We start from the raw sequence: 13,888 nt of genomic DNA, 5'->3' as shown, positions 1-13,888 counted from the left end.
TGTGGGAGCGAGCTTGCTCGCGAAGAGGCCCGCACTGACGGCAAAGATTTCCAGCCCCCAGACACAACAAAGCCCGCACAAGGCGGGCTCTGTTTTGACTCGAACCAGACTTAGAAGCGGAACACTTCCATATCGGTACGAATCGGCGAGGCCATCGGGATCTTTGGCTGTTTCTCGGCATCGGCTGCCGGCGCGGCCGGCTTTGGCGCCGCCTTGCGCGGTGCTTCGGCCACCGGCGGCTGGTTGGCCAATGGCTTGAGCGCCACCGACAACTGCTCGGCCAGACGCTGCAGCAGAATCCCCTGCGCTTGCACCTGCGAAGCCGTGGTCCCGGCATGCAACTCTTGCAGATGAACGATGCGGTTATCGCGTACCTGCCCACGACGGTCAATCAGACGCCATTGCGCATCGAGGATCGCCGGTTGTTTCTGACCCGAATCCAGTCGCGTGATGGTCAGCAATACCTGCACATCCGGCGTGAAGCCCAATGTTGCCGGTGCCAGCACCACACGCTGGCTGTCCAGATGACCCGCCACCTGTCGCATCAGCAATTGATCGATATCCGACGAAAGGCTGCCCGCCCAGCGACCATCGGTCGAGGCTTGCAGGCTGCCGTCGGGCTGACGCTGCAGCAGGGTTTCTCGTTGCAGGTAATCGGCCACGACAATCGGGCCCAACAAAACCGCCATGCCAGCGCTTTGCGCAGGCTGAACCGGACTTCCGCTGTCCAGTTGATACAGCGACACCGGCTGGTGAACGCTGCAGCCCGCCAGGCCCAAAACGCCAGCGAGCAGGAAAATAAGAGGGCGCAGAGCAGTCATCATCCCGTCCAGGTGGCCGCCACAAGGCTGACCACAGTGAAAATACTCAATAAATATGAAGAACGCTCGGCCACGCCGGCGCTTGGAAAGGCCATATCATCCGTGAATATGCGTTCCGACTCCAGCGCCAAAGCGTCGATCTACGCGTTAAATCGTAGTTCGACGCCTCTAGCGGGGCGTTTTCGCCTAATTGAGGTTTTCGACGAGCAGCGCATCCACCCGCTGAAAGCCCCTCGGGAGTTTATTCCCGCGACGTCCACGCTCACCTTTATAGTGTTCGAGGTCGTCGGCCTTCAGCGACAGGGTCCGTTTTCCGGCCTGCAGCACCAAGGTAGCGCCTTCCGGAAGTACGGCGATGTCCGTGACATATTCTTCGCGACTGGCCACACGCTCGCCGGAAATTCCGATGATCTTGTTGCCCTTGCCCTTCCCTAATTGTGGCAGATCGCTGATTTTGAAGATCAGCAGGCGACCTTCGGTCGTGACCGAGGCCAGCCAGTTCTGCTCACGATCGGCCACTGGGCGCGGCGCGATGACTTTGGCGTTGTTCGGCAGGCTCAACAGGGCTTTACCGGCCTTGTTTTTGGCTTGCAGGTCTTCACCCTTGACCACGAAACCGTAACCGGCATCGGAGGCGATCACGTACAACGCATCGTCTTCGGGCATCAGCACGCATTCGAACGTGGCGCCGGGCGGCGGGGTCAGACGACCGGTCAATGGCTCACCCTGGCCTCGAGCCGACGGCAAGGTGTGCGCGGCCACCGAATAACTGCGACCGGTAGAGTCGATAAACACCGCAAACTGGTTGGAGCGCCCCGCCGCCGAGGTCTTGAAGCCATCACCAGCCTTGTACGACAGGCCGGTGGCGTCGATATCGTGCCCCTTGGCCGAGCGGATCCAGCCCTTTTCGGACAGCACGACGGTGACTTTCTCGTTCGGCAGCAGATCGTGTTCGGTCAGCGCCTTGGCTTCGGCACGCTCGACGATCGGCGAACGGCGATCATCACCGTATGTTTCAGCGTCTTTCAGCAGCTCGGTGCGCACCAGCTTCTTCAGCTTGGCTTCGCTGCCCAGCAAGGCTTGCAGCTTGGCCTGTTCCTTGAGCAGTTCGTCCTGCTCGTCGCGCAGCTTCATCTCTTCCAGACGCGCCAACTGCCGCAACCGGGTGTCGAGGATGTAGTCGGCCTGGATTTCGCTGAGGGCGAAGCGCTCGATCAGCTTGGCTTTCGGATGCTCCTCGGTGCGGATGATGTGGATCACTTCATCCAGATTGAGGTAAGCGATCAACAAACCGTCCAACAGATGCAGGCGGCGCTCGACCTTGTCGAGGCGGAATTGCAGGCGACGACGCACGGTCAGTACGCGGAACTCCAGCCATTCGACCAGCAATGCCCGCAGGTTTTTCAGCTGTGGCTTGCCGTCCAGCCCGATGATGTTGACGTTGACCCGGTAGGTCGACTCCAGCTCGGTGCTGGCGAACAGGTGCTGCATCAGCGCTTCGTGATCGACGCGGCTGTTGACCGGAATGATCACGATGCGGCACGGGTTTTCGTGGTCGGATTCGTCACGCAGGTCGGCGATCTGCGGCGCCTTAGACGGCTTGGCCTGCATCAGCGCGGCGATCTGCTCCAGCACCTTGGCCCCGGAGACCTGATGCGGCAGCGCGGTGACGATGATGTCGCCGTCCTCGACGTGGTACACGGCGCGCATGCGCACCGAGCCCTTGCCGGTTTCGTACATTTTCAGCAGGTCGGCACGCGGCGTGATGATTTCCGCTTCGGTCGGATAGTCCGGGCCCTGAATGTGTTCGCAGAGCTGTTCGACCGTGGCTTTCGGCTCATCGAGCAAGCGCACGCAAGCGGTAGCGACTTCGCGCAGGTTGTGCGGCGGTACGTCGGTAGCCATACCGACAGCGATGCCGGTGGTGCCGTTGAGCAGGATGTTCGGCAAACGTGCCGGCAACACCAGTGGTTCCTGCAAGGTACCGTCGAAGTTCGGCCCCCAGTCAGCGGTGCCCTGGCCCAGTTCGCTAAGCAGCACTTCGGAATAGCGCGACAGACGCGCTTCGGTATAACGCATGGCGGCGAAGGACTTCGGATCGTCCGGCGCACCCCAGTTACCCTGACCGTCAACCAGCGTGTAGCGATAGCTGAACGGCTGGGCCATCAGCACCATCGCTTCGTAGCACGCCGAGTCGCCGTGCGGGTGGAACTTGCCGAGCACGTCACCGACGGTACGCGCCGATTTCTTGTGCTTGGAATCGGCGTCCAGCCCCAGCTCGCTCATGGCGTAGACGATACGCCGCTGTACCGGTTTCAGGCCGTCGCCGATATGCGGCAGGGCACGGTCCATGATCACGTACATGGAGTAGTTGAGGTAGGCATTTTCGGTGAAGTCAGCCAGCGAGCGGCGTTCTACACCGTCCAGGCTGAGATCAAGGGAGTCGCTCATGCGGGCCTCATCGGTTCGTTGTCTGGCGCAGCAGCATGGTGCCACCGCGCTGGGTGAATTCAAGTTTGTTCAGGGCGCTCATGCCGAGCAGCACCTGATCGCCATGCAGCCCTGGCGCCACCAGTGCACGGACGTCCCGCAGCACGATGTCGCCCAGTTGCAGGCGGTCGATCTTTGTCCGGTAGCCCTGGCTCAGGCCGTTGGCCGTGCTCAGGGTCACACCGAAACCTTCTTCCAGTTTCAAGCGTTTGGCCAGATCCGCCGGGATCGCCACATCGGTGGCGCCGGTATCGAGCATGAACTCCACCGGCTCACCGTTGATCTGGCCACTGGCGACGAAATGCCCTTGGGCATTGCCCGCCAGTTTTACTTCGACCACGCCGTCATGCTGCTCGGACGTGACCACCACATTCGGATTCTGCTGACGTTCTTCCCACTGGCCGAAAAACCGTGTGGCCAGAAACAGCCCCGCGCACCAGGCCAGAATCATCAACACCCGGCCGGCGCGTTTGCCCGGCGGTTGTTGACTCACGGTTTGGCGCTCCAGCCACCTTCAGGCGCGGCGAAGCGCCAGACGATCGGCCGAACCTCACCGTCAGCCCGCGGGCCGAAATTATTGTCGACGCCGACCCACGCCCCCTCCGCATCAACGATCAGCGCTTCTTCCAACCCGAAGTTCTGCGAATAACGGCGGTTGGCCTGCAACAGTTCAGCAGCGTACGACCAGCAACGCTCGACCTTGGCAGTCTGCGCATCGCGCCGACAAATCTGGAAGGCGTTGCGTTCAAGGGTAAACAATTTGCCGTTGAACAATGAAAGGTCGGAAAAGTCGCGGTCGACCGCTTTAGCGTGCGGGAACTGCGGCGGCTGCATCTCCTTGCCACCCTCGCTGAGCAACACGCAACGACCGTCGCAATCCCACACGGTCTGCTGACGCTTGATCAGCAGCAAGCCACGGTTTTGCCGTTCGCCGGCCAGCCACATCTGATCGCCCGCCGGGTTGATCGCCAGACCTTCGAAGATCGCGTTGAAATGCAGGAGCATGCCACTGGCCCGCGCTTCGCGAACCATCATCGGCGAAATCTTCAGCCAGTTGACCGGGCCGCTGACGGGCACCTGCAAGACCGCCGCGTGGCCCTCGCTGACAATGTAGCGATTGCCGGCGCTGTCGCAGCTGATGCCTTCGAAATCCAGGTCGCCACCGCGCACGAACGACGCGGCCCAATTGCGCGAGCGCAATCCCCACGGCAAACCGGTCTCCGGCACCAGAGGCACGTCGATGTGCAAGGCTTCGGCCTGCCAGACCTGATCGGCGGTATTGAGCCGGTAGATCTGATCGTCATCACGGTCCGACACCGCCCACAACTCGCTGCCACACATGGCCAGCCCCGACAGGTTGCCGCCGCGCATGCCGTCGACCGGGTGTTCGGAGAGCACGCGCAACTCCTGCAGCGGTTCGGCCGACACGCTCATCGCACTCAGCAGCAAGGCACCCGCCAAGGCCCAGCCAAACCGCATCAGGCCAGCACCTCGGCGAGGTTGCCCTTGGATTCGAGCCAGGTCTTGCGGTCACCGGCGCGTTTCTTCGCCAGCAGCATGTCCATCATTTCCGAGGTTTGGGCAAAATCGTCGCCCAGTGTCAGCTGCACCAGACGCCGGGTGTTCGGGTCCATGGTGGTTTCGCGCAGCTGTGGCGGGTTCATTTCACCCAGGCCTTTGAATCGGGTGACCTGTGGCTTGCCGCGTTTCTTCTCGGCCACCAGACGGTCGAGAATCCCGTCGCGCTCGGCTTCGTCGAGGGCGTAGTAGATCTCTTTGCCGAGGTCGATGCGGTACAGCGGCGGCATTGCCACGTAGACGTGCCCGGCATCCACCAGCGGGCGGAAGTGCTGGACAAACAGCGCACACAGCAGCGTGGCGATGTGCAGACCGTCGGAGTCGGCGTCGGCGAGGATGCAGATCTTGCCGTAGCGTAGCTGGCTCATGTCCGTGGCACCCGGATCGACACCGATGGCCACGGCAATGTTGTGCACTTCCTGGCTCGCCAGCACTTCGCTGCCGTCGACTTCCCAGGTGTTGAGGATCTTGCCGCGCAACGGCAGGATCGCCTGGAATTCCTTGTCCCGCGCTTGCTTGGCGGAACCACCGGCGGAATCACCTTCGACCAGGAACAGCTCGGAGCGCATCGGATCCTGCCCGGCGCAGTCAGCCAGTTTGCCCGGCAGCGCAGGGCCTTGGGTGACGCGCTTGCGCTCGACTTTCTTGCTCGCCTTGAGGCGGCGACCGGCGTTGTTGATCGCGAGTTCGGCCAGCGCCAGACCGGTTTCCGGATTGGCGTTGAGCCACAGGCTGAAAGCGTCCTTGACCACGCCGGAAACGAACGCCGCCGCTTCACGGGACGACAGACGCTCTTTGGTCTGGCCGGAGAACTGCGGTTCCTGCATCTTCATCGACAGCACGAAAGCGATGCGTTCCCAGACGTCTTCCGGCGCCAGCTTCACGCCGCGTGGCAGCAGGCTGCGGAATTCGCAGAACTCGCGCATCGCGTCGAGCAGACCCTGACGCAAACCGTTGACGTGGGTACCGCCCTGCGCCGTCGGGATCAGGTTGACGTAGCTTTCCTGCACCGCGTCGCCACCTTCCGGCAGCCACAGCAGCGCCCAGTCCACCGCTTCTTTATTACCGGCCAGGCTGCCGCAGAACGGCTCGTCCGGCAGGCGTTCGAATTCGCTGACCGCGTCCACCAGATAGGAGCGCAGGCCGTCTTCGTAATGCCACTCGACTTTCTCGCCGGTGCCTTTGTCTTCGAAGCTGACCAGCAGCCCCGGGCACAGCACAGCCTTGGCCTTGAGCACATGCTTGAGGCGGCTGATGGAGAATTTCGGTGAATCGAAATATTTCGGATCCGGTGCGAAGTACACGCTGGTGCCGGTGTTGCGCTTGCCGACGGTGCCGACGATTTCCAGTTCGGTGGCCTTGAAGCCATCCTTGAAAGTCATCTGGTATTCGTTGCCGTCACGCTTCACCCGTACCCGGACTTCGGACGACAAGGCGTTGACCACGGAAATACCCACCCCGTGCAGACCGCCGGAGAACTGGTAGTTCTTGTTGGAAAACTTGCCGCCCGCATGCAGCTTGGTGAGGATCAGCTCGACACCCGACACACCCTCTTCCGGGTGAATGTCGACCGGCATGCCGCGTCCGTCGTCGCTGACTTCCAGCGAGTGATCGGCGTGCAGAATCACCTGCACCGATTTGGCGTGGCCGGCCAGGGCTTCGTCGACACTGTTGTCGATGACTTCCTGGGCGAGGTGGTTCGGCCGACTGGTGTCGGTGTACATGCCGGGGCGTTTGCGCACCGGGTCGAGGCCCGAGAGGACTTCGATGGCGTCGGCGTTATAAGAGCTAGCGCTGGGAGTGGCCATAGGGTCTCGTCGTCAGTGATTCAATGAAAAAGGGGCAAGACGTCACAGTGCGGTGAAATCAATTGCCTGGTACAAATCGGCGCCAATGCCGGCAAAACTCAGCAACGCCGGCAATTGTCCGGCAAACCCTTGGAAACCATGGTCGCCGCCGGCCTGAATGCGCAAGGCGCAGGCCCGGTAATACTGCTGGGCGAGGCGATAGTCCAGTGTTTCATCGCCGGTCTGCAACCACACCTGATAGCGCTGCGCATCCACGGGTGCCGGCACTTCCAGCTCGGCCAGGGCCGTCACATGGTCATGGGTCAGTTCCCAGGTCTCATCGGTATACAGGTTTTTCTGCGTGCCCAGGTAGCCGTCGAACATCCGGTGCGGGCTGACCGCCGGGTTGACCAGCAGGGCTTTCAAGCCGTGGCGCTCAGCCAAGTGAGTCGCATAGTAGCCGCCGAGTGAGCTTCCCACCAGCAACGGCCGGCCCAGCTCAGCAATCGCCTGCTGCAACTGACCGATGGCTTCACGCGGGTGGTGATGCAGCGCCGGGACACGCAATTGCTCGCTCAAACCCAGCCGTTCCATCACCTCGACCAGCTGACAGGCCTTTTTCGAGGCTGGCGCGCTGTTGAAACCGTGGATATAGAGGATCGAACCGGACATTGGAGCTCCCTGAGTGTCGGCGAAAGATAGCGGAGTTTACAGGGAGTCGCGGTGGGATGGGCCATACAAATGATGTGCATGCCCTGCTGCAATGCTGCCCTCCCGGTCCCCGCTACCTCCTGTAGGAGCTGCCGAAGGCTGCGATCTTTTGATTTTAAAAACAGGATCAAAAGATCGCAGCCTTCGGCAGCTCCTACAGGGGGGGTCAGTAGCCGTTGGAGCCGTAATCGACGGTGAATTGGAAGTCGGTAACGCGCTCGACACCGGTTTCCAGCCGCCCGTCCGGCAACAGCCGCAACCAGCGATAGCCCGGCGCCTGTTCGCCGACCTTGAAGTCGTGACTGCCCGGTTCGAACTGGATGCAGGTCGACGGTGAGGCCATCAGCCGTACGCCGTTGCGTTCGCGATCGATCTCCTGATGCACATGCCCCCACAGCACCGCGCGGGCCTGTGGAAAACGATCGAGCACGTCGAAAAACGCCTCCGGGTTGCGCAAGCCGATCGGCTCCATCCACGGGCATCCGATCGACACCGGATGATGATGAAAACACACCAGATGATGGCGCTCCGGCGCTTCGCTCAACGAACGGGCCAGCAGTTGCAGCTGATCGTCCTGCAGATAGCCCGGCACTGAGCCCGGCACCGCCGAATCGAGCAAGGTCACGCGCCAGTTGCCGACATCGACCACCGATTCCAGCAATGCACTTTGCACCGCGGCCTGAGCCATGATTTGCGGCTCATCGTGATTGCCGGGAATCCAGCGCGCCGGCGCATCGATCTGCGCGGTCATCTGGCGAAACAGTTGATACGACTCAAGTGTTCCGTCCTGTGACAAATCCCCCGTGGCCAGCATCAGGTCAATCCGCGGCTGCTGCTTGAGTACCTGCTCAATGACCTTTTGCAGACTCTCGCGGGTGTTCATGCCCAGCAGCGTGCCGTCCGCCTCTGCGAACAGGTGACTGTCGGATAACTGCACCAGCAACGCCGGATCGGCGGTGGTCAATGTGGATACGCTCGGCAAGGCGTTCTCCCAGGGCAAAAGCACGGAATCGGTTGAGTGCCGCAATTATGCTGGGGGATGGTGCAAAGGGGAAACCGGCGAACCGGACGCAGTTCACAACTAGCGTACGACTTCGTACTCGTGCCCCAGGGCCAGGCAATGGCTCAGCCATTCCCCCAGGAACAGATTGAGCTGGGCCTTTTCATCCGGCTGATGCATCGCGGCGTTCGGGTAAGGATAGATGCCGCGAAAGCGTCGTGCATGTTCGGCGCTGATCACCTCGGCCATGCGCGCATCGTGATAGACCTGCACCTCCAATTGCGGCACCGGCAACCACGGCAGACTGTGCTCCTGGCGCACCTGCAAAGTGGTGGTGTACGGGCAGGTCTGCAGCACCTCGAGGGCCAGCACGCCGAGCATCTGCTCGCCCTGGGTCACGGCGATGCGCCGCGCTTCGGGGTCGTTGCGCATGTCCGGCACCAGTCGCATCAGGCGCGCGTAGTTGGCCTCACAGGCGGCTTGCAGCCCCGCAAGGTCAACTCGATAACGATCGCGCAGCTTGTTTACGACCATAACCCCCTCACTTCGGCGCGGTTCAGCGCCAGCCATTGCAAGGCGATGATGCTCGCCGCATTGGCAATGCGTCCGTCACGGACGGCCTGCAAGGCATCTTCAAAGGCCCAGACCGTAACGCGGATATCTTCTGCTTCTTCCTCCAGCCCGTGCAGGCCGCCTGCGCCGCCGGTGCTGCAGTGCCCCAGGTACAAATGCACGAATTCGTTGCTGCCGCCCGGCGACGGAAAATATTTGGTCATCGGCCACAGGGCTTTGATGTCCAGTCCAGCTTCCTCCTGTGCCTCGCGGTGAGCAACTTCTTCCGGCACTTCAACTTTGTCGATCAGACCGGCGACCAGCTCAACCAGCCACGGGTTGTCGGTCTTGCCCATGGCCCCGACGCGAAACTGCTCTAGCAGCACCACTTCGTCACGCTGCGGATCGTACGGCAGCAGGCACACGGCATCGTGACGCACGAAGACTTCGCGGTTGATCTCGCGGCTCATGCCGCCGGCGAACAGCTCATGGCGCAGGTGCAAACGGTCGAGCTTGTAGAAGCCCTCGTAGCAGCGCTCGCGCTTTACGACGTCGACGTTAGCCGGAGTGGCGTTGGCAAAATCTGTCATGAGCATCCTCTCTTACTGCAAATCCCGATACGAGGTGCCTTGTGGTGACCGGCAACCTCGACTTCGCGCCATCCTAACGCGCCGGTGATGATTGATGCAGCCCCTTTACCGTCAGCGGGATGGACGGTGGCGGCGAAACCCACTCTAATTAGCTTAGTGGCGAACTGACTGCCTCGGCGAGAGTCGAAGCGGATAACTTTTTGCCTTCCCCTGTTTCAGAAAGGACGCCCATGTCGCTTTTCAAAATTGCCTCCGTGGCCGCCATCGCCCTGACCCTGGGTGCCTGCGCCAACCTGTTCCAGCCCAACTACCGCACGCCGCTGGAAACCACCCGCGACGCCTCGGAAACCCTGAAACCCGGCTGTTCCAACCCTGATTGTCCGCTGGTGAATATCGATACCGTGCACTTCGCGGCCGAGCCTGCACTGGACGGCATTATCGAAAAGCGCCTGCTGCAAATGACCCGCACCGAGCAAAACGCAGCGGTCGCGCCAACCCTGGCGGCCTATCGTGATCAATTCCTGCGCACCGCCGGCCCGCGCAACAGCAGCTATCTGCAGGCCAAGGTACGCGAGCAGCATGACGGCTTGGTGATCATCGAACTGTCGAGCTACCTCGACACCGGCGGCGCCCATGGCACCCCGGGGCGCGGCTTCATCAACTACTCGCGTCAGCAGCACAAAGTGCTGAACCTGTCGGACATGTTGCTGCCGGGTCAGGAAGACGTGTTCTGGAAGGCTGCGCAGGTGGCGCACAACAGCTGGCTGATCAGCACCAAGCTCGATCAGGAAGCGGATTTCGTGAAGAGCTGGCCGTTCGTGAAAACCCCGAACGTGGCGCTGACCTACGGTGGCGTGATCCTCAAGTACGACGTGAGCACCATCGCGCCTTACGCGCTGGGCCACGTCGAACTGAAGATTCCTTACCCGCGTCTGAACGGCATCCTCAAACCCGAGCTGTTTCCCGGCCGTAACTGAAAGCCCGGCCCAGCACCAGTTGCAACAGCCCTGCCAGCACCAGTGCCGGCAGGGTCGCGCCGACATCCGGATACAGATTCGCCAGCAAGTGGTAGGTGCTGATCCCGCCCAGCCATGCCAACAGCGCCGGCCAGCGCAATGCGGCTGACGCCACGTAGGCGCTGCGCTTGCGCAGGATGAAGTGATCCACCAGCACTACGCCGAACAGCGGCGCGAACACCGAGCCGATCAGCAACAGGAAGTTCTGGTACTGCGCCAAGGGCGCCAGCAGTGCAATCAGGGTGCAGATCACGCCGATGGCCAAGGCCAGATGCTCGACCTTCAAACGCAACAGAATCCCGCTCGATACCGCTGCCGAATGAATGTCGGCGAACGCGTTTTCCGACTCATCCAGCAGAATCAGCAACAGCGGAATGCCCAGACCGGCCCCGGCCAGTGCCAGCAGCAACGCATTGACCTCACCGCTTGGCGCAAACGCCAGGGTGTAGGCCACGCCGAGACTCATCAACCAGAAGTTGCCGACGAAGAAACCGATCGCCGTGCCGCCGAATACGTTTTTCGCGCGCTTGCCGAAACGCGAGTAATCGGCGATCAGCGGCAGCCACGACAGCGGCATCGCGATGGCAATATCGAAGCCCACGGCAAACGGCATCGAACCGTCCCCCGCACGCGCCCAGAGTGCCGCCAGATCCGCCTTGGCGAACAGATTCCAGGTCAGCCAGATGCACGCCGCCAGGATCAGCCAGATACCCCATTTGCGCAGGATCTTGCGCACGAACGTCAGCGGCCCGCTGACCGCGAGCAAAGTCGCCAGCGCACCGAAGCACAACGTCCAGAGCATCGGACTGGCCCACAGCGAACCTTCGCTGAACGCGCGAGTGCCGAGCAGGCTGGCGGCATCACGCATGACGATGATTTCGAACGAGCCCCAACCGATCAGTTGCAGCAGGTTGAGCAGCGCCGGCAGGCTCGCGCCTTTGCTGCCAAGGCTGAGTTTGAGCGCGGCCATCGATGACAGGCCGGTGTCGCTGCCGATCACGCCGACGGCGGCCAGCAGCAAAACGCCAACCAGCGTGCCGAGGAAAATCGCCAGCAGCGAACCGGAAAGGCCCAGACCAGGCGCGAGCAACGCGCCGGTCTGCAATACCATCAAGCCGATGCCGAGGGAGAACCACAGGGAAAACAGATCGCGACCGCCGAATACTCGCTTGTCGGCGGATACGGCGAGGTCGGGGGAATAAGTGCCGGGTTGAATGCTCAAGGTGTTATCTCAGAGGGACATTTGTTGTTGTGTGTGATCAAGCTGGCCCACTTGTGGCGAGGGGATTTATCCCCGATGGGCTGCGCAGCAGCCCCAAAACCTGAGAATGCGGTACATCTGAAGGACCCGGTTCTCAAAATTGCGACTGCTGCGCAGTCGATCGGGGATAAATCCCCTCACCACAAAAGATCAGTCAGGGATCAGACTTTTTTATACAGCTGACTGCCTTCCTTCTTGAACCGCTCGGCCTGTTCCGCCAGGCCTTGGGCGACGTCCACGTCGACCGCGTCGATCCGCTGGTTGGCCGCGTATTCGCGGACTTCCTGAGTGATCTTCATCGAGCAGAACTTCGGCCCGCACATCGAACAGAAATGCGCGACCTTGGCCGAATCCTTCGGCAGGGTTTCGTCGTGATACGAACGCGCGGTGTCCGGATCCAGACCGAGGTTGAACTGGTCTTCCCAACGGAATTCGAAACGCGCCTTGCTCAAAGCGTTGTCGCGAATCTGCGCGCCTGGATGCCCTTTGGCCAAGTCCGCTGCGTGGGCGGCGATCTTGTAGGTGATGATCCCGGTCTTCACGTCATCCTTGTTCGGCAGACCCAAGTGCTCCTTCGGTGTCACGTAGCAGAGCATGGCGCAACCGAACCAGCCGATCATTGCCGCACCGATACCCGAGGTGATGTGGTCGTAACCCGGGGCGATGTCGGTGGTCAGCGGGCCGAGGGTGTAGAACGGCGCCTCGTCGCAGCACTCCAGCTGCTTGTCCATGTTCTCCTTGATCAACTGCATCGGCACGTGGCCCGGGCCTTCAATCATGCATTGCACGTCATGTTTCCAGGCGATCTTGGTCAGCTCGCCGAGGGTTTCCAGTTCGCCGAATTGCGCTTCGTCGTTGGCGTCGGCAATCGAGCCCGGACGCAGGCCGTCGCCCAGCGAGAAGCTGACGTCGTAGGCCTTCATGATTTCGCAGATTTCGTCGAAGTGGGTGTAGAGGAAGTTCTCTTTGTGGTGCGCCAGGCACCACTTGGCCATGATCGAACCGCCACGGGACACGATGCCGGTCACGCGCTTGGCGGTCAGCGGCACGTAGCGCAACAGCACACCGGCGTGGATGGTGAAGTAGTCGACGCCCTGCTCGGCCTGTTCGATCAGCGTGTCGCGGAACAGCTCCCAGGTCAGGTCTTCAGCAACGCCGTTGACCTTCTCCAGCGCCTGATAGATCGGCACAGTGCCGATCGGCACCGGCGAGTTGCGGATGATCCACTCGCGGGTTTCGTGAATGTGTTTGCCAGTGGACAGGTCCATCACGGTGTCCGAACCCCAGCGAATGCCCCAGGTCAGTTTCGCCACTTCTTCTTCGATGGACGAACCCAGGGCGCTGTTGCCGATGTTGCCGTTGATCTTCACCAGGAAGTTGCGGCCGATGATCATCGGTTCCAGTTCGACGTGGTTGATGTTGGCCGGAATGATCGCGCGACCACGGGCGATCTCTTCGCGGACGAACTCAGGGGTGATTTCTTTCGGGATGCTCGCGCCGAAGCTGTGGCCGGCGTGTTGCTGAGTCAACAGGCCGGCAGCTCGGGCCTCTTGCAGCTTCATGTTTTCGCGGATGGCGACGTATTCCATCTCGGCGGTGATGATGCCTTTGCGCGCGTAGTGCATCTGGCTGACGTTGGCCCCGGCCTTGGCGCGGCGCGGGTTGTTGACGTGAGCAAAACGCAGTTTGGTCAGCTCCGGATCGGCCAGACGTTCCTGACCGAAGCTGGAGCTCAGGCCTGGCAGACGCTCGGTGTCGCCACGGTCATCGATCCACGCCGAACGCACGTCGCCCAGACCTTTGCGCACGTCGATCACCACGTTCGGATCGGTGTACGGGCCCGAGGTGTCGTAGACGGTGACCGGCGCGTTGATTTCGCCGCCGAAGTCGGTCGGCGTCACATCGAGGGTGATTTCGCGCATCGGCACGCGGATGTCCGGGCGCGAGCCCTGAACGTAGACTTTTTGCGAACGGGTGAACGGCTGAACCGACTGCTCATCGACCTTGGCCGAGTCACTCAGGTTGATCGCGTTTTTTGCTTTTGTAGTCATCACGGGCTCTCCAGACAGCATCCAGGCAATG

Annotated in this window: 12 protein-coding genes; 1 reads left to right on the top strand and 11 read right to left on the bottom strand. The window is 61.5% G+C overall.

All coding sequences use genetic code 11. The annotated features are described in order from the left end of the window. Positions 1-110 precede the first annotated feature (110 nt). From GTQ41_RS02620 to GTQ41_RS02580, 9 genes are all read right to left on the bottom strand, one after another. Complete coding sequence (locus tag GTQ41_RS02620) at positions 111-821, bottom strand: membrane integrity-associated transporter subunit PqiC (RefSeq protein WP_041065754.1); 711 nt, start codon at positions 819-821, stop codon at positions 111-113. Positions 822-1,007: 186 nt separating this feature from the next. Next, entirely contained in the window at positions 1,008-3,272 is a 2,265-nt protein-coding gene (gene parC / locus GTQ41_RS02615) for a DNA topoisomerase IV subunit A (RefSeq protein ID WP_003221074.1), read from the bottom strand. 7 nt (positions 3,273-3,279) lie between these two features. Next, entirely contained in the window at positions 3,280-3,804 is a 525-nt protein-coding gene (locus GTQ41_RS02610) for a TIGR02281 family clan AA aspartic protease (protein ID WP_047290964.1), read from the bottom strand. Continuing rightward, positions 3,801-4,790 carry an esterase-like activity of phytase family protein gene (locus GTQ41_RS02605; RefSeq protein WP_047290963.1) on the bottom strand — a complete coding sequence of 330 codons (990 nt, stop codon included), beginning with the start codon at positions 4,788-4,790 and terminating at the stop codon, positions 3,801-3,803. The genes GTQ41_RS02610 and GTQ41_RS02605 overlap by 4 nt, the downstream gene beginning before the upstream one ends. Continuing rightward, positions 4,790-6,697, bottom strand: a complete 1,908-nt coding sequence (gene parE, locus GTQ41_RS02600; RefSeq protein ID WP_047290962.1) for a DNA topoisomerase IV subunit B — start codon at positions 6,695-6,697, stop codon at positions 4,790-4,792. The genes GTQ41_RS02605 and parE overlap by 1 nt, the downstream gene beginning before the upstream one ends. Before the next feature lie 42 nt (positions 6,698-6,739). Continuing rightward, positions 6,740-7,348, bottom strand: a complete 609-nt coding sequence (locus GTQ41_RS02595; RefSeq protein WP_047290961.1) for a YqiA/YcfP family alpha/beta fold hydrolase — start codon at positions 7,346-7,348, stop codon at positions 6,740-6,742. Positions 7,349-7,553: 205 nt separating this feature from the next. Further along, the gene (cpdA, locus tag GTQ41_RS02590) at positions 7,554-8,369 is read right to left on the bottom strand and encodes a 3',5'-cyclic-AMP phosphodiesterase (RefSeq protein WP_047290960.1); all 816 of its coding nucleotides are present in this window, start codon (positions 8,367-8,369) and stop codon (positions 7,554-7,556) included. A 99-nt stretch (positions 8,370-8,468) separates the two neighbouring features. Then, positions 8,469-8,921 (bottom strand): DUF1249 domain-containing protein, encoded by a 453-nt coding sequence (locus GTQ41_RS02585; RefSeq protein WP_007967395.1) that lies wholly within the window; start codon positions 8,919-8,921, stop codon positions 8,469-8,471. Then, positions 8,912-9,529, bottom strand: coding sequence for an NUDIX domain-containing protein (locus GTQ41_RS02580; protein ID WP_217325414.1), 618 nt, complete (start codon positions 9,527-9,529; stop codon positions 8,912-8,914). The genes GTQ41_RS02585 and GTQ41_RS02580 overlap by 10 nt, the downstream gene beginning before the upstream one ends. Positions 9,530-9,759: 230 nt before the next feature. Here GTQ41_RS02580 and GTQ41_RS02575 point away from each other — a divergent pair, with 230 nt between their 5' ends. Beyond that, complete coding sequence (locus tag GTQ41_RS02575; RefSeq protein ID WP_047290958.1) at positions 9,760-10,506, top strand: RsiV family protein; 747 nt, start codon at positions 9,760-9,762, stop codon at positions 10,504-10,506. Here GTQ41_RS02575 and cytX read toward each other — a convergent pair. Together cytX and thiC are read right to left on the bottom strand one after the other, a co-directional pair. Next, positions 10,475-11,767: a putative hydroxymethylpyrimidine transporter CytX gene (gene cytX, locus GTQ41_RS02570; protein ID WP_047290957.1), complete on the bottom strand. Its 1,293-nt coding sequence runs from the start codon at positions 11,765-11,767 to the stop codon at positions 10,475-10,477. The genes GTQ41_RS02575 and cytX overlap by 32 nt on opposite strands. 200 nt (positions 11,768-11,967) lie before the next feature. Then, positions 11,968-13,857 (bottom strand): phosphomethylpyrimidine synthase ThiC, encoded by a 1,890-nt coding sequence (thiC, locus tag GTQ41_RS02565; RefSeq protein ID WP_047290956.1) that lies wholly within the window; start codon positions 13,855-13,857, stop codon positions 11,968-11,970. Positions 13,858-13,888: the final 31 nt, after the last annotated feature.

It is taken from the genome of Pseudomonas sp. AN-B15, from assembly GCF_019056475.1.
In the GTDB taxonomy this organism is placed as follows: domain Bacteria; phylum Pseudomonadota; class Gammaproteobacteria; order Pseudomonadales; family Pseudomonadaceae; genus Aquipseudomonas; species Aquipseudomonas parakoreensis.
Note: the sequence above shows the minus strand (reverse complement) of the source record. Positions and strands in the feature narration are given on the sequence as shown.